Source organism: Aquabacterium sp., from assembly GCF_036279675.1.
Classification (GTDB): Bacteria; Pseudomonadota; Gammaproteobacteria; order Burkholderiales; family Burkholderiaceae_C; genus Aquabacterium.
This window is the reverse complement of sequence record NZ_DASUIS010000122.1, coordinates 1-22,675: the sequence shown is the minus strand read 5'-3', so window position 1 is coordinate 22,675 and position 22,675 is coordinate 1. Positions and strand designations below refer to the sequence as shown.

The 22,675-nt window shown below is 63.6% G+C and carries 20 protein-coding genes; 9 read left to right on the top strand and 11 right to left on the bottom strand.

What is annotated here, in order from left to right; genetic code table 11:
- The 3 genes from VFW93_RS14210 to VFW93_RS14200 form a co-directional block, all read right to left on the bottom strand.
- Positions 1-246: DUF692 family multinuclear iron-containing protein (locus VFW93_RS14210; protein ID WP_329694641.1), on the bottom strand; the 246-nt coding region annotated here is incomplete at its 3' end.
- 18 nt (positions 247-264) lie between these two features.
- Positions 265-552: a hypothetical protein gene (locus VFW93_RS14205; RefSeq protein ID WP_329694640.1), complete on the bottom strand. Its 288-nt coding sequence runs from the start codon at positions 550-552 to the stop codon at positions 265-267.
- A gap of 113 nt (positions 553-665) precedes the next feature.
- Entirely contained in the window at positions 666-1,346 is a 681-nt protein-coding gene (locus VFW93_RS14200) for a glutathione S-transferase family protein (RefSeq protein ID WP_329694639.1), read from the bottom strand.
- Positions 1,347-1,917: 571 nt separating this feature from the next.
- Here VFW93_RS14200 and VFW93_RS14195 point away from each other — a divergent pair.
- Positions 1,918-3,738 carry an acyl-CoA dehydrogenase C-terminal domain-containing protein gene (locus VFW93_RS14195; protein ID WP_329694638.1) on the top strand — a complete coding sequence of 607 codons (1,821 nt, stop codon included), beginning with the start codon at positions 1,918-1,920 and terminating at the stop codon, positions 3,736-3,738.
- 117 nt (positions 3,739-3,855) lie between these two features.
- Here the strand turns inward: VFW93_RS14195 and VFW93_RS14190 are convergent, their stop codons facing one another.
- Both VFW93_RS14190 and VFW93_RS14185 read right to left on the bottom strand, forming a co-directional pair.
- Positions 3,856-4,845, bottom strand: a complete 990-nt coding sequence (locus VFW93_RS14190; protein WP_329694637.1) for an alpha/beta hydrolase — start codon at positions 4,843-4,845, stop codon at positions 3,856-3,858.
- Positions 4,846-4,919: 74 nt separating this feature from the next.
- Positions 4,920-5,762, bottom strand: coding sequence for an SDR family NAD(P)-dependent oxidoreductase (locus tag VFW93_RS14185; RefSeq protein WP_329694636.1), 843 nt, complete (start codon positions 5,760-5,762; stop codon positions 4,920-4,922).
- 387 nt (positions 5,763-6,149) lie between these two features.
- On the opposite strand from VFW93_RS14185, the gene VFW93_RS14180 reads away from it, so the two are divergent.
- Positions 6,150-6,752, top strand: a complete 603-nt coding sequence (locus VFW93_RS14180) for a TetR/AcrR family transcriptional regulator (RefSeq protein ID WP_329694635.1) — start codon at positions 6,150-6,152, stop codon at positions 6,750-6,752.
- A 6-nt stretch (positions 6,753-6,758) separates the two neighbouring features.
- Here the strand turns inward: VFW93_RS14180 and VFW93_RS14175 are convergent, their stop codons facing one another.
- Both VFW93_RS14175 and VFW93_RS14170 read right to left on the bottom strand, forming a co-directional pair.
- Positions 6,759-7,802, bottom strand: coding sequence for a putative solute-binding protein (locus VFW93_RS14175; RefSeq protein ID WP_329694634.1), 1,044 nt, complete (start codon positions 7,800-7,802; stop codon positions 6,759-6,761).
- Positions 7,803-8,072: 270 nt separating this feature from the next.
- The gene (locus VFW93_RS14170) at positions 8,073-8,816 is read right to left on the bottom strand and encodes a fused MFS/spermidine synthase (RefSeq protein ID WP_329694633.1); all 744 of its coding nucleotides are present in this window, start codon (positions 8,814-8,816) and stop codon (positions 8,073-8,075) included.
- Between the two features lie 208 nt (positions 8,817-9,024).
- Between VFW93_RS14170 and VFW93_RS14165 the strand changes: the two genes are divergently transcribed.
- Both VFW93_RS14165 and VFW93_RS14160 read left to right on the top strand, forming a co-directional pair.
- Positions 9,025-10,737, top strand: coding sequence for a methyl-accepting chemotaxis protein (locus VFW93_RS14165; protein ID WP_329694632.1), 1,713 nt, complete (start codon positions 9,025-9,027; stop codon positions 10,735-10,737).
- A gap of 29 nt (positions 10,738-10,766) precedes the next feature.
- Positions 10,767-11,513: an MgtC/SapB family protein gene (locus tag VFW93_RS14160; protein ID WP_329694631.1), complete on the top strand. Its 747-nt coding sequence runs from the start codon at positions 10,767-10,769 to the stop codon at positions 11,511-11,513.
- 34 nt (positions 11,514-11,547) lie between these two features.
- Here the strand turns inward: VFW93_RS14160 and lipA are convergent, their stop codons facing one another.
- The 4 genes from lipA to VFW93_RS14140 all read right to left on the bottom strand — a co-directional run bounded on the left by lipA (position 11,548) and on the right by VFW93_RS14140 (position 15,863).
- Positions 11,548-12,558 carry a lipoyl synthase gene (gene lipA / locus VFW93_RS14155; protein ID WP_329694630.1) on the bottom strand — a complete coding sequence of 337 codons (1,011 nt, stop codon included), beginning with the start codon at positions 12,556-12,558 and terminating at the stop codon, positions 11,548-11,550.
- Between the two features lie 96 nt (positions 12,559-12,654).
- A complete protein-coding gene (lipB, locus tag VFW93_RS14150) occupies positions 12,655-13,344 on the bottom strand; it encodes a lipoyl(octanoyl) transferase LipB (protein ID WP_329694629.1) in 690 nt (229 codons plus the stop codon).
- A gap of 35 nt (positions 13,345-13,379) precedes the next feature.
- Positions 13,380-14,564, bottom strand: coding sequence for a DNA-processing protein DprA (dprA, locus tag VFW93_RS14145; RefSeq protein ID WP_329694628.1), 1,185 nt, complete (start codon positions 14,562-14,564; stop codon positions 13,380-13,382).
- 105 nt (positions 14,565-14,669) lie between these two features.
- A complete protein-coding gene (locus VFW93_RS14140; RefSeq protein WP_329694627.1) occupies positions 14,670-15,863 on the bottom strand; it encodes a LysM peptidoglycan-binding domain-containing protein in 1,194 nt (397 codons plus the stop codon).
- A gap of 221 nt (positions 15,864-16,084) precedes the next feature.
- On the opposite strand from VFW93_RS14140, the gene def reads away from it, so the two are divergent.
- The 5 genes from def to VFW93_RS14115 form a co-directional block, all read left to right on the top strand.
- Positions 16,085-16,600, top strand: coding sequence for a peptide deformylase (gene def, locus VFW93_RS14135; protein ID WP_329694626.1), 516 nt, complete (start codon positions 16,085-16,087; stop codon positions 16,598-16,600).
- A gap of 5 nt (positions 16,601-16,605) precedes the next feature.
- Positions 16,606-17,562: a methionyl-tRNA formyltransferase gene (gene fmt / locus VFW93_RS14130; RefSeq protein ID WP_329694642.1), complete on the top strand. Its 957-nt coding sequence runs from the start codon at positions 16,606-16,608 to the stop codon at positions 17,560-17,562.
- An 81-nt stretch (positions 17,563-17,643) separates the two neighbouring features.
- Positions 17,644-18,486, top strand: a complete 843-nt coding sequence (gene htpX / locus VFW93_RS14125; RefSeq protein WP_329694625.1) for a zinc metalloprotease HtpX — start codon at positions 17,644-17,646, stop codon at positions 18,484-18,486.
- Positions 18,487-18,662: 176 nt separating this feature from the next.
- On the top strand, positions 18,663-21,980 hold the full coding sequence (locus tag VFW93_RS14120; protein ID WP_329694624.1) for a bifunctional diguanylate cyclase/phosphodiesterase: 3,318 nt from the start codon (positions 18,663-18,665) through the stop codon (positions 21,978-21,980).
- Between the two features lie 87 nt (positions 21,981-22,067).
- The coding region (locus tag VFW93_RS14115; RefSeq protein WP_329694623.1) for a glycosyltransferase family 39 protein at positions 22,068-22,675 on the top strand (608 nt) is incomplete at its 3' end.

Sequence of the window (22,675 nt, the reverse complement as noted above, 5' to 3'; positions counted from 1 at the left end):
CACCGAGCCGATCGACAAGGCCACGCCATGCATGGCCACGGGATAGCGCTCACGGATGGCGTCCAGCATGCGCAATGGTTTGCCACCCGGCACCAGGTAGTTGTCGCTGATGATCTCCAGCCAGTCCACACGCTGTGGCGCCGCCAGAAAGTCCGCGTAGTGCGCCGTGCGCAGCCCCAGGCCAAAGCCGGGCGAGGGCTGCGTCAGGCGCACAGGGCCACCGTGAGCCGGTTGGTGTTTGCTCATGTTGACGCCCCCTGCTGCTTACTTGGCGCCGATGTCGCCGATGGTGCCGCCCTTGGTCAGGCAGGCCTTCGCGTCCATGGCCTTGAAGCCGTGGCCCTTGCAGGCGTTCTGGCCCTTGCAACCGTGCTCGGCGGTCTTGCAGTCGCTGTTGCCCTTGCAGCTGTGCACGCCGTAGCAATGCACCTTGTCGCTGGCGGCAACGGCGGCCCCCATGCTGCCCGCAGGCGCCTCGGCAGCGAAGACGGCCGAGCTCAGGGCCATCAGTGCGGCAGCGGTGGCCAGGGATGCGGTATTGCGTGAAGTCATGTGATTTCTCCGTTCGGTGAGGTGTTGAGATCAAAAGAACCCGGCGGATTTCGCTCGGGACACCGAGTAGTCGGGCTCGATGCCCAGTCCTTACACCGATACGGAAAAAATCTTCAACGCAGATCTGCGAGCAAGCGCCCGTGCTTGAGTGACCAATCCTCGTGCTCCTGCTCGCGCCAGGGCTCCTTCAAGGCCTCTTCGTTCCATTGCCTCGTGGCAGGCAGACCCAGCAGGTGATCCGCGTAGGCCATGGCCTGAGAAGACAGGATCAGGCCGTAAGTCTGGATGCGAAACGCCACCGGGGCAAAGAAGGCGTCCACGGCCGTGAAGTCGGGGCCGGCCAGGAAGGGGCCTCCAAAACGCGCCAGGCCATCGCACCAGAGTTCGTCCAGCCTGTTCAGATCAGCTTGAATGCGTGCACGCTCGGCCTCATGCAACTGGATGCGCACACCGCAATTCATCGAGCAGACCACGCGCAGCGTGGCAAAGCCCGAGTGCATCTCGGCCGAGGCGCATCGCGCCCAGGTCCGCGCCGCGGCATCGGCTGGCCACACACCCGGATGGCGCTCGGCCAGGTATTCCGCAATCGCCAGCGAATCCCAGACCACCTCGCCATCAGCATGCAGGCAAGGGACCTTGCCAGTGGGTGAAACGGTCCGAAAGGACTGCCAGTTGGAGCCCGGCCCGAAGGGGTGCATGTGCTCGGAGAACGGCAGGCCCAGCTGACGCAGCAGCAACCAGGGCCGCAAGGACCAGGACGAATAGTTCTTGTTGGCGATGTGCAGGTCGTACATGGCTGGCTCCTGGATAGCGAACGAAGCGGACAAACCGCGTGACTGACGCCAGCTTAGTCGTACCGGGCCCTTGTTTGGTGCGATGCCCCTGCTCCCACTACAAATGGGGTAACACAGTGCCCATCACGCAACTGCCGGGTGCCTGACAGTCTGGGCATTAACCCGAAAAGGTCATCTCCGCATCGCCAGACGGCTTGCGGCGCCATACAGTCGTGACGCTTTTGGCATCCTGGCGCGCTTCGCCTGCGTGTTCAGGTCCGTCAGCAAGGAATCTCTCCCTGTCGGGACCGGTCTGTCGCGTTCTCCCGCGACACCAAAGGCCCCCCGTTCACAACCCCGCCATCTGGCGGGGTTTTTTTTCGGTGTGGCCCCTCCAATCCGGGGGAATGCACCGGAGATGACGCCAAAACTCGCACGATCGTGCGGAAACAGTTGCCACAAGTGCCCGACTCTGGGGTATAAATGCGCCCTGATTCGAACGACCGTTTGAAATGAACGATCGTTCGAAAACGCAACCCTTTCTTCCAACAGCGCCACTCGTGTCTGGCGCAGACCCGAACCGAGGTGACATATGCCGCAGTACAAGGCCCCTTTGCGCGACATGCGCTTCCTGCTCAACGAAGTCTTCGACTACAGCGCGCACTACGCCCAACAGCCCAACGCCGAAGATGCGACGCCTGACATGGTCGACGCCATCCTGGAAGGCGCCGCCACCTTCTGCGAAGAAGTGCTGGCCCCGCTGAACCTGTCCGGCGACCAGGAAGGCTGCACCTTCAACAACGGTGAAGTCACCACGCCCAAGGGCTTCAAGGAAGCCTACGCCGAATACGTGGCCGGCGGCTGGCAAGGCATTTCGCACCCCAAGCAGTACGGTGGCCAGGAGCTGCCGATGTCGCTGAACCTGCTGAAGTCGGAAATGATGGGCACGGCCAACTGGTCGTTCACCATGTACCCCGGCCTGAGCCTGGGTTGCATGAACACCATCTTCCAGTTCGGCACCGAAGCCCAGAAGAACACCTACATGCCCCCGCTGGTCAGCGGCGAGTGGACCGGCACCATGTGCCTGACCGAGCCCCAATGCGGTACCGACCTGGGCCAGGTCAAGACCAAGGCCGAACCCCAGCCAGACGGCACCTACAAGCTCACCGGCACCAAGATCTTCATCTCGGCCGGCGAACACGACATGTCGGCCAACATCATCCACATCGTGCTGGCCCGCCTGCCCGACGCCCCCAAGGGCACCCGTGGCATCTCGCTGTTCATCGTGCCCAAGTTCATGGTCAACGCTGACGGCTCCGTTGGCGCACGCAACCCCGTGGTGTGCGGTGCCATCGAACACAAGATGGGCATCCGCGCATCGGCCACCGCCGTGCTGAACTTCGACGGCGCCACCGGCTTCATGATCGCCGAGCCCAACAAGGGCCTGGAAGCCATGTTCACCTTCATGAACACGGCCCGTATCGGTACCGCCGTGCAAGGTCTGGCTCACGCCGAACTGTCGTACCAGGGTTCGCTGCCCTACGCCAAGGAGCGCCGCTCCATGCGCGCCCTGTCGGGCAAGAAGGACGCCGACCACACGGCTGACGCCCTGATCTGGCACGCCGACGTGCGCCGCATGCTGCTGACGCAACGTGCCGTGGCCGAAGGCGCCCGCTCGATGATCTACCATGCCGCCAAGCTGGCCGACAACATGGTGGCCGGTGTGGCCGAAGGCAACAAGGCCAAGTACGAAGAGTACGACGACCGCCTGGGCTTCTACACCCCCATCCTCAAGGGCTTCATCACCGAGATGGGCCTGGAGTGCGCCAACCTGGGCATGCAGGTTTTCGGCGGCCACGGCTACATCAAGGAGCACGGCATGGAGCAGATCGCCCGTGACGCGCGCATCTCCACGCTGTACGAAGGCACCACCGGCATCCAGGCGCTCGACCTGCTGGGCCGCAAGGTGCTGCTGCAAACCCGCGGCCGGTGCATCAAGGAATTCACCAACGACATGATCGCTCAGGCCAAGCCCCACCTGCTGGATGGCGGCCCCATCGGCATGATGGCTCGCGCCAGCTTCAAGCGTGCCGTGCAGTGGAAGATGATGACCCTGCGCATCATGCTGCGCGCCGCCAAGGACCGCGACGTGGTCAGCGCCGCCTGCTACGACTACCTGATGTACTCTGGCTTCGTGATGATGGGTCACTTCTGGCTGAAGCAAGCCATCGTGGCCAACGAGAAGCTGGCCAAGGGTGGCAAGGACTCGGCCGAGTTCTACAAGGCCAAGATCCAGACCGCCGAGTTCTACTTCGAACGCCTGCTGCCTCGCGCCGACGGCCACAAGAAGTCGATGATGGCGCCCACCAGCTCCATCATGCAGATGAACAACGAGCACTTCAACTTCGTGTGATCCTGAACGGGGCCTCGGCCTCGTTCACGGGCTTGCCCGTCCAAAAGAAAGAAAGGCTCCCTGAAAAGGGAGCCTTTTTTCATGGCCGACGCATCAGCTCACCATTCAGATGGTCTGTCAGTTGCCCCAATGGCGCTTCATGAATTCCGCCTGTCGGTCCAGCGCCTTGACCGAGCTGGGCATCAGGGCCGCATGGGCCTGGAAGACGTGCCAGCGCTTGAGATAGACCTCCAGCTCGGACGTGCGGCCCGCCGCCGTGGCGGCCTCGACCACCCAGGTCGAGTTGTCGTACAGCACCTCGTCCTCACCCACCTGGATCAGCGACGGGGGCAACCTGGACAAGTCTTGCGCCATGGGATTGGCCAGGGGATGCTCCTTCGGCGCATTCAACGCCCCCTCCACTTGCTCGGCCCACGCCAGACGAATCATGGGATCGCGTGACTCACGCTCGTAGGCCGTCGTATTGGGCAGCGGATGCAAGCTGAACGCCGGCGACATCATCACGATGGATGACGGCCCCGGCATGCCCGCCTTCATGGCCGCGATGGCCGTCATGAAAGTAAGGTTGCCCCCCGCCGAGTCACCCGCGATGGCGATGCGATCAGGCGAGAAGCCTTCCTTGAGCAACTGCCGATAGCAGCTCACGCAATCATCCAGTTGCGCCGGGAACGGCGACTCCGGTGCCAGGCGGTAATGCGGCGCCAGCACCAGCGCACCCGTGATGGCCGACAAGCGGCGCGTGATGCTGCGGTGTGTGCGGGGGCTGCCGGCCACGAACGCGCCACCATGCAGATACAGGATGGCATGACGCGGCTTCTTCGACGCGCCTTTGGGCGTGACACGGTCCACCGGAATGTGTTCCACCATGTCGGCCTGCACCTGCGCCCGGCCATCCTGCGGCATCAGGGCTGAACCGACTTCCAGCGCCACACGCTGCACGACAAAGGGAAAGGGTGGGCCCAGGAAGGGCTTGAGGCTCACGCGCAAGGCCATGCGCATGATCGCCGCCATCATGGACTCCCGCAGCCCCGCTGGCGGTTGATAACGGCGGATGACCGGATGGGCCTGGGCCTGTTGGGCACCTGTATCGATGTGAGCAGCCGACATTGATGGACTCCTGTCTAAGCGACAAAGCCGGACAACTGGCCCGGCTTGATGAACCTCAGATCACGCCAGGCCGATCAGCCCAGCATGCCCTTCTTGGCAAAGAAGGTGGTGATGGGCTGGTACCAGGACCCCAGCAGGCGAACCAGCAGGTCAAGGAACTTGGCGTCCGGCCCCACGACCACACGACGCTTGTTGCCCTCCACGGCGCGCAGGATCTGCAGCGCAGCGCTTTCGGCGCTCGTCGTGTTGAGCAGCTTGTCGAACTTTTCCTTGGCTGCCTGTGCGCTGCCACCGGTCTTGGCCGTGATGCTGTCATCCATCTTGGCGTCACGTGCGATGTTGGTACGGATACCGCCTGGGTGCACGCACGTGGCGCTCACACCGCACTTCTCCAGATCCAGCTCCTGACGCAGGGCTTCAGTGAAACCGCGCACGGCGAACTTGCTCGAGTTGTAGGTGCCCTGCGTGGGCAAGGACAGCAGACCAAACAGGCTGGACGTGTTGATGATGTGGCCCTCGCCAGCCTTCTTCAGGTGCGGCAGGAAGGCTTGCGTGCCCCACACCACACCCCAGAAGTTGATGCCCATGATCCACTCGAAATCCTTCGGCGCCACGGTGTCCAGGAAAGCCCCCAATGCCACGCCGGCATTGTTGAAAATCAGGTTGACCTTGCCGTGGTCGGCTGCCGCCTGATTGGCCCACGCGATCATGGCGTCACGATCGGCCACATTGACCTTGGCCGTGGTGACCTTGACACCCAGCTTGCTGGCCATCTGGGCGGTTTCCGCCAGACCGACCTCATTGACATCACTCAGAGCCAGATGGCAGCCGCGACGCGCCAGCTCCAGTGCCAGCGTGCGCCCCATACCTGACGCAGCACCCGTGATGGCTGCCACCTTGTTCTTGAAGTTCTTCATGTTGTCTCTGCTCGGTCCGCTTGGTTGTCTTCAAAGAAGGCCTGAAGCTTACCCCGCCACAACGGGGTGTTTACCCAGGCCATCTACCCATCCCGCCAAACAATACAGGACACGCGACCACCTGTATCTGGGGTCTGGCGTGCGCACATCTGCAACCCTGCATCACAACTTGCGGGACAATAGGGGGCGTTGACCGTGTTCACATTGCTTGCCGCCACATGGACACCGTTACACCTAATTTGACAATAGTCAATTTCAAAATCATATTTGACAATGTCCGTTTCCAGAAATAGGGTTAACCCTGAGCCACCCTCTACTCCGGGGACGACCGGACGGCGATACGGCGGCGTCGACCCTGAAGAACGCCAGCGCCAACGCAAAGCCAAATTGATCGAAGCTGGTCTGGCTGTGTTTGGCGAGCAGGGCTACCACCAGTCCACCGTGCGGGACGTGTGCAAGCAGGCGCAACTCACGTCGCGCTACTTCTACGAAAACTTCGACAGCATGGAAGCGCTGTTCAAGGCGGTGTACACGCAGGTCAGCCGCGAACTGATGCAGACCACGGTGATGGCCCTGGCCAGTTGCCAGCCTGATCCGGAAAAGCTGGCCGAGGCAGCCTTGCGCAACTTCCTGGAATTCATCCGCCAGGATCCTCACCGCGCTCGCGTGGCCCTGATCGATGCGCTGAATGTGGGCGAAGGCATGGCCATGCTGGCCGACAAGGCCTCACAGGATTTCGCGCACTTGATCGCCGGCTTCATGCATCAGATGTTTCCCACACTGGATGCACAAGGCAAACTCAACTTCAAGATGCTGGCCAATGGCCTGGTGGGCGCCAACACGCGCATTGCCACGCAATGGGTGGCCGAGCGGTGCAAGGCACCGCTGGACGATGTCCTGATCAACACCCTGACCATCTTCCGTGCCTGCATCGCCTTTGCGCGCGAGCAGGAAAAAGCGCTGGCTGCGGCGCCCGCAGACCAGCGCTGATACGCATCAGCCTTCTTCGGAAGGCGAAGCGCAATCGGCCTCAGTCGGGCTGGCGGCGCAGCGCACCTTCTTGATGACCTTCAGGCCCTGCTTGTTGTAGACGCCCTGGTTGGTGATCGCGATGCGCGACTCACGCAGGATGCTGGTGTACTTCTTCACGTGGTCAGGCGACACTTCCATCCAGGTGGCCGCAGGGATGCTGGCATCGGCGTTCTGCACCAGCTTCATGGCGCGATCGAACTCGCCCACCCAGTGCTCACGCGACTTCTCGCCAAAGCCTGCAGGGAATTTGGACTGGTTGAGCACCACCTGATAAGTCAGGATCAGCAGCGGGAAGCGCGCGATGCCACCCTTGGCGCCGATACCCTTGCTCAGCTCCAGCGGCTTGTAGGCCAGGGTGGGCGCAGCAATCATGTCCACCTCACCACCATTGAACTTGGCTGACAGGTTGTTGATGTCCACGGCCACGGGCTTACCGCCCACACGCTGCACCATCATCGCCTGGGCCTGGTCGTATTCCAGCGCCGCGATCTTCTTGCCGGCCAGCGCCTCCACCGAATCGATGGCGCGGTTGTTGACCATCGGATAGGCCGCACCGAAAGGCACGATGCCGCCGATTTCATACGCACCTTCCACCATCATCTTGGCAGCCTGCGGCGAGGAGAAGGTCTGCACGACCTTGCGCACGACCTCATAGCTGGCAGGCATGTCCACCTTGCCATCACGCACCACCGTCGTGGCCCCCAAGGTGTCGATCGACCCTGCCACGCCATTGAACTGGCGGGTGCGGAAGGCCGTGGCCATCAAGGCATCGCACTTGCCTGCGCGGAACTCCTCCACCGCAGCCGTTTCATTGGTGAAGCCCTTGAGCTCCACCGTCACGCCGGTCTTCTGCATGGCCACGGCATAGTCCTTGGCCATGTTGAAAGCGTCACCACTGGCGCCAATGATGTCGAACACGCACATGGTGTTGGCGGCCTGCGCAGACAGGGCGACTGCGGTCAAGGCCAGAGCGGCACCAGCCTTGCCAGCGATTGCTTGAAATGTCATCTCTCTCTCCTGTGTAAGGGAAGTGGCGGCCGCACGGCCGCAGTGGGTGTGCCGAGCCCTCTTGACTCGACGCCGGCGGATGCTAGGTGGCAAGCCACAGCGGCTGTAACCACATGCGTACGCGATTCAGTGGCGCACAACGTCGCTTGCAGGCCGTGTGCATCGTGACCATGGGCGCGCGCGCAACTCGTGGCGGGCGCGGCGCTCGAACCAACCCGTTACACAAGTGACCGAGATGCAGGGGTTTGATACCTGCCTGCAAGTGCAGGATCAGCGCAGGCTGCGAACAATGTGCGCGAACGCGCCTTCCAGCTGATCCCAGGCCACATCGGGTAGCCGGGCGGGCCGAAGCGAGCGGCCCTTGGGTGGCACCTGCAAGGCAGCGCCTTTGCGGGCGAACACGGTGGCGTTGTCTTCATCAGGCTCCACCACCACTTGCACGCCGTCCTTGAACACAGAACGGATGCGCGCCACACAGATCTCGAAGTGGGCATGCTTGTAGTGCAGGTTGGCCACCAGAATGCCGCCGTCCTGCAAGGCCTCGAGGCAATGCTCGAAGAAGCGCCGCGATGAAAGGCTGGTCGGCAAGCCGCGCAGGTCGAAACCATCGAGCAAGAGCACGTCGTAGCGGTGCGGGGCCTCCCGCACGAACTTTGCCCCGTCGCCCAGTATCACCTTGAAGCGGCGATCATCCTTGGGGATCAGGAAGGCGTCCCGCAAGGCCACCACATGCGGATTGATCTCGACCACATCCATGCGGGTCTGAGGCAGGTGCCTGTAGCAGAACTTGGCCAGCGACCCACCACCCAGGCCAATCATCGCGATGCGCGAGGGCGCTGCATTGAACAGCAAAAAGCCCATCATCGTGCGCGAGTATTCGAGCACCAGCGCATCCGGCTGCATGAGGTTCATGCTGCTCTGGATGGCCGATATCGAGAAGTACAGGGACTTCGAACCCAGCGTCTCGGCAATAAAGGGCTTGACGAAGTCGTCGGGATCTACTGGTTCCGGCATGGCACAGGTGGCATCGATTGAGCACGCGCATCCGAGCGCGTGTCCACAAGAAAAGGGACATGCAGGCATGCCATGTCGCATTCTATGACCCGGTTTTGCGTCGGATCTGCCCCCCCTGCGCCAACAAGCTCAAGTCGGCCAGAAACAGGTCGATACACAACGGGTCGAACGATGAACAAACCGGGAGCCCGTTATTGGGAAAGAAAACATGAAAAACCTCACAGTTAGAGCTCGACTTACCCTGACCATCGGCCTGATGACTTTCCTGATGGCCGCACTTGCCGTCATGTCGCTGTTGTCGCTGAGCAATGCGCGGGACCGTCTGGACAAGTTTGTCTACGGCATTCAGGCTCAAGCGCAGCTGGCCGCCGACTTCCGCGGGGCAGTCAATCGCCGGGCCATCGCCGCGCGCAACCTGGTGCTGGTGACCAGACAGGAAGACCTGACGGATGAGAAAGCCGCCGTCACCAAGGCCCATGAAGACGTCAGCAAACTGCTTCAGCAACTCAAGGATGCCGCAGCCACCCCAGGCATGCCCGAAGAGGTCCGAACCAAGGTAGCGACAGTGGACGGCATCGAAGCGAAATACGGCCCCATTGCCACCGACATCGTTCAGTTGGCACTGAACGGTAAGCAGGAACCCGCCATCGCCAAGATGAATGACGAATGCCGCCCCGCACTCAAGGCCCTGCTGGCCGCCGTGGGCGACTACCTGACTCTGACCCAAACGCGCTCCAAGCAAATGCTGGACGACGCCGCAGCCGATTACGCCACGCAACGCATGATGCTGATCGGCGTCTGCCTGTTTGCCTTTGCCTCGGCCGCTGCGCTGGGGTGGACGCTCGTTGTCAGCCTGACACAAGCCCTGGGCGCCGAACCCAAGGACCTCAACGAAGCGGTGCTGCGTGTTGCCGCAGGCGACCTCAGCCCCGTGCCTGGTGCTGACCGCGCCCCTTCAAGCAGCGTGCTGGCGGCGGTCGGGCGCATGCAGCAGGACCTGTCAGCCATCGTCTCGCAGGTTCGCAACACCGGGGACTCGATCGCCACGGGGTCCAGCCAGATCGCCACCGGCAACGCCGACTTGTCGCAACGCACGGAAGAGCAGGCCTCCAACCTGCAGCAGACCTCCGCCTCCATGATGGAGATCCGCTCGACCGTCGAGAAGAACGCCGACACCGCACGACAGGCAACCCAACTGGCCTCCTCCGCCAGCCATGCTGCTCAGCAGGGGGGTGAAGTGATGGGGCAGGTGGTCGAGACCATGCAGGACATCGCGGCCAGCTCCAGAAAGGTAACCGACATCATTGCCGTGATTGATGGCATCGCCTTTCAAACCAATATCCTGGCCTTGAATGCGGCGGTAGAGGCAGCTCGGGCCGGCGAGCAAGGGCGCGGCTTCGCCGTGGTGGCCGGGGAAGTGCGCACCTTGGCCCAACGCAGCGCCGAAGCGGCCAAAGAAATCAAGACGCTGATCAGCGCCAGCACCGAGAAGGTCGATAACGGCACGCGCCTCGTCGAAAGCGCAGGCACGTCCATCAATGACATTGTGGGACAGGTACGCAAGGTGGCCGACTTCATCGGTGAGATCACCTCGTCGGCCATCGAGCAAACCACCACCATCGGACAGGTTTCAGACGCTGTGGGACAGCTGGATCAGGTCACGCAGCAGAATGCGGCACTGGTTGAAGAAAGCGCTGCGGCCGCAGAAAGCCTCAAGCATCAGGCAGCCTTGCTGACGGAACTCGTCAACAAGTTTCAGCTGACAGGGCATGTGGCATCGCAAGCCCGAGCCAACCAGGCAACCTCCCGCCCGAACCGACCAGCAGCCACGGCGGCCGGCAGTCGCCCTGCACCCTCCAGCGCCAAGGCCCCTGAGGCACCAAGCTCTTCGTCAAATCAACATGATTGGGAAACCTTCTAAGGCGACACCCGCACTCTGAAAGGAACAAGGTGCTTTCCTGGCAATGGCTGGCCTCGTTTTGGTCTCATGAGCAGGTCGCTGCGAACCTGGTCATCTTCCTGAACCTGTCGGGCGCACTGCTTCTCGGCCTGATCGTGGGCTATGAGCGCTCGTATCACGGCCGCGCAGCGGGCATGCGAACCTACGGCATCGTCTGCATGGCCTCCGCCGCACTGACGGTGTTCGTCGGCTATCCGTCCTTCTGGTTTGGTGGATTCAACGGTGCGCACGCCACCGCAGCCGATCCAACCAGGGTCGTGCAAGGCATCGTGACCGGTGTCGGCTTCCTGGGCGCAGGCGTCATCATGAAAGAAGGGCTCAACATCAGTGGCCTGACGACTGCCGCCTCCATCTGGGCCTCATCGGCCATTGGTGTGCTGGTGGGCGTGGGCTTCTATGGTGCGGCCATCTTGCTGACCATGCTCTCAGCCACGTTGATGGTCTGGGGATCCCGGCTGGAAGCCCGCTTGCCATCCAGGCACGCCATATCCCTGTCCATGAAGTTCACACCAGGTCACGACCCCAGTGAAGCATCCATCTCGGACTGGCTCCTCCATTGCGGCTATGAGCTTGCCCGGGAGTCGATTTCCATCAATCGCGCACGCGCTGGCGTGGAATGGCACTTTGTCGCGGTGGCGCTCGACAGGAAAAAAGGCTGGACGCTGCCAGCACTGAGCGCCCACGCGGAGAACTTCAAGGAAGTGGAAAGCCTGCACCTGTCACACGCCAGGAATTGACCGGCGAATCACATGAGCGAACCCAGATGGTTCCTTATGACTGCTGGGCGCTGACACCCACACCGGCCTGTGCCGCCTGCTGATCCGCGTGATAGCTGGAGCGCACCATGGCGCCCACGGCTGCATGCGTGAAGCCCATCTTGCGGGCCTCTTCCTCGAACATCTTGAATGTGTCCGGATGCACATAACGGCGCACTGGCAGGTGGTGGCCTGATGGCGCCAGGTACTGCCCGATGGTGATCATGTCGATGTCGTGCGCGCGCATGTCGCGCATCACCTGCAGGATCTCTTCGTCGGTCTCACCCAGGCCGACCATGATGCCGCTCTTGGTCGGGATGTCCGGGTGCAGGGCCTTGAACTTCTTGAGCAGGTTCAGGCTGAACTGGTAATCGCTGCCCGGGCGCGCTTCCTTGTACAGACGCTGCGCGGTTTCCAGATTGTGGTTCATCACATCGGGCGGCGCGGCCTTGAGGATTTCAAGGGCGCGGTCATCGCGGCCACGGAAATCGGGCACCAGGATCTCGATGCGGGTGGCCGGCGACTGCTCGCGGATCTGCCGGATGCATTCCACGAAGTGGCCGGCGCCGCCGTCACGCAGGTCGTCGCGGTCCACGCTGGTGATCACCACGTACTTGAGCTTGAGCGCCGCGATCGTCTTGGCCAGATTGGCGGGCTCGTTCACATCCAGCGGATCCGGGCGGCCGTGACCCACGTCGCAGAAGGGGCAGCGGCGCGTGCACTTGTCACCCATGATCATGAAGGTGGCCGTGCCGTGGCCAAAACACTCGCCGATGTTGGGGCAGGAAGCCTCTTCGCACACCGTGTGCAGCTTGTGCTCGCGCAGGATGTTCTTGATCTCGTAGAAGCGCGTGCTGGGTGAACCGGCCTTGACGCGGATCCACTCGGGCTTGCGCAGCACCTCGTCTGCCGGGACCACCTTGATGGGAATGCGCGCCGTCTTGGCCTGCGCCTTCTGCTTGGCAGTGGGGTCGTAAGCCGCCGGAGCAGCCTGGTTCGGATCAGCGGGGGTGTTTTCAGAGGACATGACGGTGCTTCACTTCAAGGCCGGCCCACGCGCTTTGCGTGGTTGACGGCCATCTGCCAATGTAGCCGATTGGCGCAGGCCTCGGCGAAAACCCACTCAGGGGGCCAGCCGCAGATCCAGCTCATGCGCCTGCACGGCCGCGACCTCGTCCCAGCCCACCTGCACGCCGATGCTGGCCAGGTCAACGGTGCGCAGGCCGTTGTAGCCGCAGGGGTTGATGCGCCCGTATGGGCTCAGGTCCATGGCCACGTTCAGCGCCATGCCGTGATACGTACAGTGGCGCGACACCTTGATCCCCAAGGCGGCGATCTTGCCCAGGCCCTTGAAGGGATCCCGAGGATCACGGGGCTCGGTGAGCGCGGCGTGGGCAAAAGGGTCGTCCAGGCGCACATAGATGCCGGGCGCCCCCGCCACCCGATGCCCGGTGACACCCAGGTGCGCCAGCGTGCGGATGATGGCCTCCTCCAGGCGGTACACATACTCCTTGACGAAGTAGCCGCGCCGCTTGAGGTTGAGCAAGGGGTAAGCCACCACCTGCCCCGGCCCGTGGTAGGTCACCTGCCCGCCGCGGTTGGTCTGCACAACGGGAATGTGATCGGGCCCCGGGGGGTTGAACAGCACGTGGTCCGCCTTGCCAGCCAGGCCTTGCGTGAACGTGGGCGGGTGCTGGCACACCCAGATTTCATCGGGGGTGTCGTCAGTGCGGGTGTCGGTGAAGGCCTGCATGGCCTCCATCGTGGGCAGGTAAGCCACCTGGCCCAGGTTCTGGATGATGGTCTGGTTCACGCCCGTGTTTGTATCACCGATCCCCGCTCGCCGCCTCAGGCTGCGCCCACGCGCTGGAACAAGGCCCCGGGCAGGCGTGCCACCTGGCCCATCAACTCCAGCTCCAGCAGCCTGGCGCCCAGATCGGCCGCCCCCAGGCCGGTGCGTGCACTCAAGGCCTCCTGGCTGACCGGGTCATAGCCCATGGCCGTCAAGACCGGATCCGCCTCCTGGGCTGCATGTTCTGCCTGTGCGGCACCCGCTTCGTCATCGCCCTGTGAGGCGAACAAACCGGCCTGATTGCCTGCCACAGGCAGCCCGCCTTGGCCCAGCTGCAACTCTTCGAGCACGTCCTGTGCGGTCTCCACCAGTTTGGCGCCCTGCTTGATCAAGGCATGGCAACCGCGCGCCTGCGGGGAGTGAATCGAACCTGGAATGGCCAGCACCTCGCGGCCCATTTCAGCCGCGAGCCGCGCCGTGATCAGGGAGCCGGATTGCAGGGCCGCTTCGATCACCAGGGTGCCACGGGTCAAGGCGGCGACGATGCGGTTGCGCTTGGGGAAATTCGGCGACAGGGGCGGCGTGCCCAGCGCAAACTCGCTGAGCATCAGGCCCTGCGTGCTCAGGCGCTGCGCCAAAGCCTGATGCGCCTTGGGATAGACCAGATCCAGGCCTGTGCCCACCACGGCAATCGTGCTGCCAGAGGTGGCGTCCCTCAGCCCGTCAAGCGCCCCGGCGTGCGCCGCACCATCCACACCCAGTGCCAGCCCCGACACCACCGTGACACCCGCCTCGCTGAGCGCCCGGGCAAAGGCATAGGCGTTTTCCTGACCTTGGGGCGTGGGATGGCGGCTGCCCACCACGGCCACAGCCGGGCGTGCCAGCAAATCCAGTTGCCCTTGGGCAAACAGCAGCAAGGGTGGGTCTGCCGCCTCCAGCAAGGCCCTTGGGTACGCAGGATCGGCCAGGCTCAGGACGAAGCGAGAACGGCGCCCGCTGGCCAGGGGCAGGCCATCTGCCAGCCACGCCTGTGTGGCCTGGACCTGCTGATCCAGGCCCTCTGGCTCGCGCCCCAGCTCCGTGGCTTCTCGCCGGGATACCAGGGCCGACAGCGCCAGCCCAGATGCCTCAAAAATGGCATGGGGGGAGCCCAATGCCGCCAGCAACTTGCGCGCCGTGCCCGGCCCAACGCGCGGCGTCAGCACCAGCCGCAACCAGGCGCGCAATTCCTCCTGTTCCATGTTTGCTTTCTTCTATTGATCGTATCGACTCACCCAATGAAAAAGGGCAGCGCGGTGGGTACCGCATCTGCCCTCTTCCTGGAAGCAATGGTGCTTGCGGCCCGATCAGGGCTGCGTGAAACGGTCGCCCGGCTTGACAGGGTCCTGCACGTTGAGGATCAGCGCGTAGGACACGCGATCGAACACGCGGAACACGAACAGCAAGCCATGACGCTCGTCAGGCAACTTCAGCACGGCGCGGTCTTCGCTGGTCTTGTCCATGGCGGTGGCACCGGCGCGCCACAAGGCCAGCACATGGCCACGCTCCATGCCATCACGTGCGCCCTTGTTGAGCACCACGATCTGGTTCTGACCGGCCGTCAGCGAGTCGCCATAAATGGAGACGATCAGGCCGGAGAGATCCTGGGCGGGAGCGTGCGGCACCATATTGGTGTACTCACGCGGTGGCACGGGGGCCAGGCGATCGCCCACGCCGGCTTCCTGACGCAGGCTGGTGATCGAGAAGGTCGAGGGGATGACCACGGGGCCGCCATCAGCGCCCGTGCCTTCGGCGCCCTCACGCGTCACGTTGGCGGTACCCACAAACTGGCCTTCGAAGCCCAGCACCTCGCGGGTGGCGGGATCGCGCAGTGGCTTGGGTTCGCGGAACAGGCGGAATTCGCGACGGCCTTGCAGATCGCCGCGCACATAGGCGGTTTCACCACGCGACAGCACCACACGGCCTTCCTGGGTGGCCACGATGCGTGGCGCCTGGAGCAGCTCTTCGCTGGTGTCGAACACGACGGCTTCGTTGAAGAAAGGCTCCAGCAGGTGCACGCGCACGCTGCTGATGGCGTCATCCAGGCTGCCTTCGCGTACGCGCGGCGACAGCTTCACGGTGCCGCCCGCACCCACCACCGGCTCGCCCACGCGCAGGCGCGCACGGCCGTTGCTCTTGTCCAGGTACAGCATCTGCCCCGGGAAGATCAGGTGCGGGTTGCGGATCTGCTGCATGTTCATGCCCCAGAGCTCCGGCCAGCGCCAGGGGGTCTTGAGGAACAGGCTGGAGATATCCCACAGGGTGTCGCCACGCTTGACGGTATAGGTGTCAGGGGCGTTGGGCGCGAGTTCGGACAGGGGCACACCTGCTTCGGCCACCTTGGCGGCCGTGGCTTTTTGTTGCGGGGTGATGGGGTAGTTGGGAACGCCCTCAGCGTGAGCGGAGGTCAAACTACCGGCCAGCACACCCAGCGCGGTCAGCACCGATACACTCAGGGCACGGGTCTGACGAGCCGCGTGGAACAGCGATCGCTGGGTCATGAAAACAGTCTCCAATTACCGGCCGAAGAGATTCCCGCAGGCAGGGATACCTCATATTCGGCAAAATCTGGTCAATGATCATTTGATTCTGCCCGTAAAACCGACACAGTCGCAATCAAAATTGCCCCGTGTTACCAGCGGTTGCGGCCCCGTCAGCTCGGTTGACGTTGCGCCACATCCACAACGTTATTGTTGATTTCCCTCTCCTCGACACCCGAACCATGGCCCTGTTGCCCATCCTCCAGTACCCCGATACCCGACTGCATACGGTCGCCAAACCTGTCGCCCAGGTGGATGACCGCATCCGCCAGCTGGTCGATGACATGCTCGAGACCATGTACGAAGCCAAAGGCGTGGGCCTGGCCGCCACACAGGTCAATGTGCACGAGCGCCTGGTCGTGATCGACACGAGCGAGGAGCGCAACAAGCCGCTGGTGCTGATCAACCCCGAAATCACCTGGGCCAGCGACGACATGCTGGTGTGGGAAGAGGGCTGCCTGTCCGTGCCCACGATCTATGACAAGGTCGAGCGCCACGTGCGCGTGAAAGTGCGCGCACTGAACCGCGATGGCCAGCCTTTCGAGTTCGAGACGGACGACGACTTGCTGTCCGTGTGCGTGCAACACGAACTCGATCACCTGCTGGGCAAGGTGTTCGTGGAATACCTGTCGCCGCTCAAGCGCAACCGCATCAAGACCAAGATGCAGAAGAAAGCCCGCGACGAGCGCGACGCATGAGCAAGTTGAAAGTCGCCTTCGCCGGCACGCCCGAGTTCGCCAGCGAGGCCCTGCGCGCCATCCTGGCCGCCGGCTTTGAAGTACCGCTGGTGCTCACCCAGCCGGACCGCCCGGCCGGCCGTGGCATGAAGCTGCAGGCCTCGCCCGTCAAGCAACTGGCACAGCAACACGGCATCGCCGTGGCGCAGCCTCACAGCCTGAAGCTGGACGGCAAGTACCCTGATGAAGCCAGGGCGGCACAAGATGCCCTGCTGGCCGCCGCGCCCGATGTGATGGTGGTGGCCGCCTATGGCCTGATCCTGCCGCAGTGGACGCTGAGCCTGCCTCGGCTGGGCTGCCTCAACATCCATGGCTCACTGCTGCCACGCTGGCGCGGCGCTGCCCCGATCCACCGCGCGATCGAGGCCGGTGATGCCGAAACCGGCATCACCATCATGCAGATGGACATCGGGCTGGACACGGGCGACATGCTCGTGATCGAAAAGGAAGCCATCCGCCCGGATGACACCACCGCCACGCTGCACGACCGACTGGCTGCGCTGGGCGGGCGCCTGATTGTCGAGGCACTGGAAATGGCCGCGTGTGGTGGGCTCAAGGCCACACCACAACCCGAAGACGGTGTGAACTACGCGCACAAGATCGAGAAGGCAGAAGCCGCCATTGACTGGCGCCAGCCCGCCGCCGAGATCGAGCGGCGTGTGCGGGCCTTTGATCCGTTCCCCGGCACGACCTTTCAGCTGGCCGGAGACAAGGGCGCCGAGACGATCAAGCTGTGGGCTGCGGACGTGGTTCCCGCCTCGGGCGCGCCTGGCGAAGTGCTGCACGCTCAAGCCGACACGCTGGTCGTGGCATGCGGAGAACAGGCGCTGTCTCTACGCACATTGCAGAAGCCAGGCGGCAAGCGGTTCTCCGCGCGTGAATTTCTGCAAAGTTGCCCGGCCCTGCCCGCATCCCTGACTTGAACCTTTTGGTTTGCACCCTATCTAACTCCCTGCCACCATAAGGTGGTGTGTTTGCTATCGCGGGTCAGGAGGCCCGACCACATGTTCAACATGATGAAAACCGCCATCCTGATGGCGGCCATCACCGCCCTCTTCATGGCCATTGGCGGGATGATTGGCGGCCGCAGCGGCATGATGCTGGCGCTGGTCGTCGCCCTGGGCATGAACTTCTTCAGCTACTGGTTCTCGGACCAGATGGTGCTGAAGATGTACAACGCCCGCGAGGTGGATGAAACCTCCGCGCCACGTTTTTACGCCATGGTCAAGGAACTGGCCCAGCGCGCCCAGTTGCCCATGCCGCGCGTCTACCTGATCGACGAATCGGCGCCCAACGCCTTTGCCACGGGGCGCAACCCCGAGCATGCGGCCGTGGCCGCCACCACCGGCATCCTCAATGTGTTGACCGAGCGCGAACTGCGTGGCGTGATGGCGCACGAACTGGCGCACGTCAAGCACCGCGACATCCTCATCAGCACCATCAGCGCGACCATGGCAGGTGCCATCTCCATGCTGGCCAACTTCGCCGTCTTTTTTGGCGGGCGTGACTCGGAAGGCCGGCCGGCCAACCCGATCGCCGGCATTGCCGTGGCCATCCTGGCCCCTCTGGCAGCCAGCCTGATCCAGATGGCCATCAGCCGTGCGCGTGAATTCGAAGCCGACCGCGGTGGCGCCGAAATCAGCGGTGATCCACAGGCACTGGCCAGTGCGCTGGAAAAGATCCACCGCTACGCGCAAGGCATTCCGCTGCAGGCAGCTGAGGCTCATCCGGAAACGGCCCAGATGATGATCATGAACCCGCTGTCCGGAGATGGCTTGCGCAGCCTGTTCTCCACGCACCCCGCGACCGAAGAGCGCGTGGCCCGACTGATGGCCATGGTGCGTTGAACACGGCATGGTTAGACACCATCGCCATGGTGTGACACTCTTCACGCCCCGAAGCGTCCCGCGACGCGTTCGGGGCACCGCCCCCACATTTGAGGGTCAAGCCTGACGGCACCAGTCCGATACACCGACAACGCGCTCCGCCTCCAAGGCGGGCGACGGCATGTCAAGGACCCTGGATGCTGATCGACATTCGCAAGACCGAGGAAGAATCACGCTGGCTGCACCGCTGCGCCTGGGCCGTGCTGGTTGCCGGCCTGCTGCTCAGCGGCGTGTCCTGGTGGCATGCCAGCGCCACATTGCAGAAAGATGCCGATACGGCTTTTGCCCAACAGACGGCCGATGTCACGGAACACCTGGATCAGGTAGCAGATCACTACGTAGACGTCCTGCGCAGCTTTCAGGGCATGTTCCTGGTCGGCGACAAGGTGGCGCGCAAGCCCTTCCACCAGCACTTTCAGAACCTCGATGTGGCGCGGGAGTACCCCGCCTTCCAGGCCATTCAGTACGCCGAATGGGTCGAACATGCCGACAAGCAGGCGTTCCTGGCCGCAGCCCGCAATGACCGCAGCATGGATGCGGCCGGCTACCCCGATTACAACATCACGCCCCAAGGTGACCGCGCAGGCTACCTGCCCGTGCTGTTCAACGAGCCCATGGCGCCCAACAAGGCCGCTCTGGGGCAAGACCTGGTGTCCGATCCAGCCCGCCGTGAGGTGATGGAGCGCGCTCGCGATACCGGACTGGCGCAAGTGTCAGCGCCATTGCAGCAACAGGGCTCGGACATGGAGTCCGGCATCGTGATCCGCCTGCCCGTCTACCAACCTGGCTTGCCTGTCGACACCACGGAAAACCGCCGAAAGGCCTTTGTGGGGATGATCAGTGGCGTGGTACGGACACCCGAACTGATGAAACAAGCCGCCCAGCTCAAGGACTGGCAGCACCTGCACTGGACCGTCAACGACGTGGGCTCCGAACTGGACCCGGAAGAAGCGCCCGCCCAGCTGCTGTTTGACAGTGCCATGCACATGCGCCAGGGCTACCGCAGCCAGCCTCGGCATGAGGCAGCGGATGTGCGTCTGGCCAAGCTGGATCTTGGCGGACGCCATTGGCAGTTGCGCTTCGTGAGAGAACCCGTCCACGCGATGGTGCAGGCCTATCCGCTGGCCCTGCTGCTGTGCGGCATCTTCGCGTCGGTGGGACTGTGGTGGGCCATTCGCAGCGCCGGTGTTCGCCAGAGCCAGGCCGCCTCCATGGCACTGGACCTGAGCCAGCAGGCCCGCGACAGCGAACGCCGCCTGCGCTCGGTGCTCGACAACACCGTCGATGGCATCGTCACGCTGTCCACCGCTGGCGACATCCTCACCGTGAACCACGCGGTGTGCCTGATGTTCGGCCATGAAGAAAGCGACATGGTGCGCCAGCACGTCAGCAAGCTGTTGCCAGCCACGGCCACGCACGCGCCCGACAAACGCATGGACTCCTTCCTGCAGTCCCAGCAGGTGGGCATTGATGGCGTGGGGCGGCGCACCGAAGGCCTGCGCGCCAACGGCCTGACCTTCCCCGTGGACATGGCCGTCAGCAGCATGGAGCTCAACGGCCAGAAGCAATACATCGCCGTGCTGCGCGATCTGACCGCGCAGGAATCGGCAGAACGCGCCATCTTCGAAGCCCAGCGCCAGCTCAACGAGGTCGACGAGATGCGCCGCGTCATCGTGCACAACGCGCCTTACGCGATCTTCGTGCTCAATGCACAAGGTGTCATTCAGACCGTGAACCCCGCAGGCGAGAAGCTGGTGGGCACCAAGGCCCATGAACTGGTAGGCCGCTGCACGACACGCCGATTCTTCGACTCCGACCAGGTCGCCGAGCGTGCTCGCATGCTGGCCCTTCGACTCAACGAGCCCGTGCGCGAGCTGGATGTCCTGACCCACCTCGCCCACGAATCCCCCGGCCTGCCCAGCGAGTGGACCATGCGCCGCGACGATGGCAGCTTCCTGATCGCCGAGATCACCGTGACCGAGTTGCGCAACGAGTTCGGCCAGCTCAGCGGCTACCTGGCCATGGCCTACGACGTGACCTCGCGCCGCGATGCCGAATACCAGCTGCAGCACATGGCGCAGCACGATGCCCTGACCTCGCTGCCCAACCGCAACATGCTGCAGGAGCAGCTCAAGACCTGCATGGGCATCGCCGATCGGCAAGGGCACCACATGGCCATGATGTTCCTGGACGTGGACCGCTTCAAGAAGATCAACGACGGCCTGGGCCATCATGTGGGCGACAGCGTGCTCATCGAGATCGCCCGCCGCCTGCGTGCCGCCATGCGCACCTCCGACATCGTGGCCCGACTGGGTGGCGACGAGTTCGTGATCCTGCTGCCGCAGATCTCTGCCGTCGAGGATGGCGAGCGGGTGGCCCAGAAGGTGCTGGACCTGTTTGCCGACCCCTTGCGCATCGGCTCGCACGAATTGCGCGTCACACCCAGTATCGGCCTGGCCATCTACCCGGACCACGGTGCCGACACCATCACCTTGATGCGCCATGCCGACCTGGCCATGTACCAGGCCAAGAGCGACGGCCGCAACCGCGTACAGGTGTACAGCGACAAGATGCAATCGCCATCGGCCGACACGCTGGTGCTGGAAAACGACCTCTACAAGGCGCTGGAGCGCGACGAACTGCGCCTGCACTTCCAGCCTCAGTTCGATTGCGCCACCGGCCGCATCAGTGGCGCAGAAGCCTTGCTGCGCTGGGAACACGGCGGCAAGCTCATCCCGCCATCCGACTTCATCCCGATGGCCGAAGAGACCGGCCTCATCGTGGCCATGGGCGAGTGGGTGCTGCGACGCGCCTGCGTCATGGCGCAACAGTGGCGCGAACGCAGTGGCTGGCCCTTGCGCGTGGCCGTGAACCTGTCAGCCGTCCAGCTGGATCAGGCCGACATCCCCGCGCTCGTGGCGCAGGTGCTCAAGGAAACCAGGCTGCCGCCTACCGCGCTGGAGCTGGAGATCACCGAGAGTGTCGTGGTGCGTGAATCGCTGCGCGCCGCCGACATCCTGACCCAATTGCGCGCTGTCGGGGTGAGCATCGCCATCGACGACTTCGGCGTCGGCTATTCGAGCTTTGCCTATCTGCGCGAATTGCCGGTTGACCGCCTCAAACTGGACCGCAGCTTCCTGTCCTCGGTACCCGAATCGCCTGGCGACAGCCGGCTGGTCGCCGCCCTCATCGCCATGGGCCACCGACTGGAAGTGGGCATCGTGGCCGAAGGCGTGGAGACCCACGAACAGGCCGCCTTCCTGGTGGCCCACGGCTGCGACGAAGCACAAGGCTACTACCTGGGCCGCCCCATGAAGGAAGAGTCCTTCGAGGCGCTCCTGATGGAACACAGCCGCGAGCAGTCGGCCAAAGCGGTCAGCGAAACCAGGGCCACCGGCGAACCGGCCCCAACGGCTCGCCCCCCGGAAGTGCAGGACCCCACGGTCACGGCCTGAGCCGCCCCGACAGCGCTGACTTACCTACAATGCCGCACCGCACCCGCGTGTGCGGCATTGTTTCGTGCTCGCCCCGTCAACGCTCCGATGACCTTCTCTCGCTCGCTTGCCCGCCACCTCGACGACAACCGCACAGCCTTGTACGTGCTCGCGCTGCACCTGATGATCTGGACGGCGGTGCCCCTGCTCGTATCACGCAACCTGCCGCTCGATGTGGTCGAGGCGCTGGCGTGGGGGCGCGAGTGGCAATGGGGTTACTACAAGCACCCACCCTTGTCCGGCTGGTTTGCCGAGATGGCGCGCTGGGGCACATCCAACTGGCCCCTGTTCCTGCTGGCTCAACTCATGGTGACGGTGGGGCTGGCAGGGGCCTGGCTGCTGGGCAAGGACTTGCTGGGCACCCGCCTGGCCACGCTGGCCCTGATCGCCACGGAAGGCGTGCACTACTTCAATCTGTCGAGCACCGAGCTCAATGCCAACGTGGTGATGTTCCCCTTCTGGGCCTGGGCCTCACTGAGCTTCTGGCGCGCCATGCAAAGTGACCGGCTGATCTGGTGGATCGCACTGGGCCTGTGCTGCGGACTGGGCACCCTGGGCAAGTATGTGTTCCTGCTGCTGCCAGCCTGCATGATCATCTACACGCTGGTGCACCCAGTGGCGCGCCGCTGCTGGGCCACGGCGGGCCCCTGGGCGGC

Excerpts from the sequence above, each read along its gene's own strand:
- VFW93_RS14205 (WP_329694640.1), bottom strand. The coding sequence starts at position 552 with ATGACTTCACGCAATACCGCATCCCTGGCCACCGCTGCCGCACTGATG.
- VFW93_RS14200 (WP_329694639.1), bottom strand. The coding sequence starts at position 1,346 with ATGTACGACCTGCACATCGCCAACAAGAACTATTCGTCCTGGTCCTTG.
- VFW93_RS14195 (WP_329694638.1), top strand. The coding sequence starts at position 1,918 with ATGCCGCAGTACAAGGCCCCTTTGCGCGACATGCGCTTCCTGCTCAAC.
- VFW93_RS14190 (WP_329694637.1), bottom strand. The coding sequence starts at position 4,845 with ATGTCGGCTGCTCACATCGATACAGGTGCCCAACAGGCCCAGGCCCAT.
- VFW93_RS14185 (WP_329694636.1), bottom strand. The coding sequence starts at position 5,762 with ATGAAGAACTTCAAGAACAAGGTGGCAGCCATCACGGGTGCTGCGTCA.
- VFW93_RS14175 (WP_329694634.1), bottom strand. The coding sequence starts at position 7,802 with ATGACATTTCAAGCAATCGCTGGCAAGGCTGGTGCCGCTCTGGCCTTG.
- VFW93_RS14170 (WP_329694633.1), bottom strand. The coding sequence starts at position 8,816 with ATGCCGGAACCAGTAGATCCCGACGACTTCGTCAAGCCCTTTATTGCC.
- VFW93_RS14165 (WP_329694632.1), top strand. The coding sequence starts at position 9,025 with ATGAAAAACCTCACAGTTAGAGCTCGACTTACCCTGACCATCGGCCTG.
- lipA (WP_329694630.1), bottom strand. The coding sequence starts at position 12,558 with ATGTCCTCTGAAAACACCCCCGCTGATCCGAACCAGGCTGCTCCGGCG.
- dprA (WP_329694628.1), bottom strand. The coding sequence starts at position 14,564 with ATGGAACAGGAGGAATTGCGCGCCTGGTTGCGGCTGGTGCTGACGCCG.
- VFW93_RS14140 (WP_329694627.1), bottom strand. The coding sequence starts at position 15,863 with ATGACCCAGCGATCGCTGTTCCACGCGGCTCGTCAGACCCGTGCCCTG.
- def (WP_329694626.1), top strand. The coding sequence starts at position 16,085 with ATGGCCCTGTTGCCCATCCTCCAGTACCCCGATACCCGACTGCATACG.
- htpX (WP_329694625.1), top strand. The coding sequence starts at position 17,644 with ATGTTCAACATGATGAAAACCGCCATCCTGATGGCGGCCATCACCGCC.
- VFW93_RS14120 (WP_329694624.1), top strand. The coding sequence starts at position 18,663 with ATGCTGATCGACATTCGCAAGACCGAGGAAGAATCACGCTGGCTGCAC.